Here is a 561-nt window from a genome sequence, read left to right as displayed (position 1 = left end):
CGGCGCCATCGACCGCACCGACCACCTCGGGTAAGCCGAGGAACGGCCCCAAGCCGGAAGTGCTGGACCTCAACGCGGCCACCGTCGAGCAGCACCACCACATCGCCGCCGCGGCTGCGGCGAGCACAGCGCAGCACCCGGCGGCTGCGCGCCCGATCGGCCAGATCGTCCCGGCCGCCGTCACGATCCAGCTGGTCACCGCGGCAGGGACCAGCCGCACGTCCAGGGGCTGGTGCACGCGGGTCAGACACGCACCAGCGCACGGAGCTTGTCGAGCCGAGCCGGGCCGATGCCCTCGACCTCGGCCAGCTGGTCCACGGTGGTGAACCTGCCGTTGGCCTGGCGCCACGCCACGATCGCGGCGGCGGTGACCGGTCCGACTCCCGGCAAGGCGTCCAGCTGCTCGACGGTGGCCGCGTTGAGGTCCAGCACTTCCGGCTTGGGGCCGTTCCTCGGCTTACCCGAGGTGGTCGGTGCGGTCGATGGCGCCGACACCATTGGCCTCAACATGGCGCGCCCCGTTGGGGACGGTGAACAGATCGTGGTGGGGTTGGCGCCACC

Annotated in this window: 1 protein-coding gene and 1 pseudogene; both read right to left on the bottom strand. The window is 72.2% G+C overall.

Translation table 11 applies throughout. The features are described 5' to 3' along the window. Window positions 1-238: pseudogene (locus A5645_RS04740) on the bottom strand (hypothetical protein); the annotation flags it as partial. Window positions 239-243: 5 nt separating this feature from the next. Then, the coding region (locus A5645_RS29395; RefSeq protein WP_155767852.1) for a ComEA family DNA-binding protein at window positions 244-561 on the bottom strand (318 nt) is incomplete at its 5' end.

Source organism: Mycobacterium asiaticum (assembly GCF_001673635.1).
GTDB classification, from domain to species: domain Bacteria; phylum Actinomycetota; class Actinomycetes; order Mycobacteriales; family Mycobacteriaceae; genus Mycobacterium; species Mycobacterium asiaticum_C.
The sequence above is the reverse complement of the archived record's forward strand: the minus strand, read 5'-3'. Positions and strand labels throughout refer to the sequence as shown.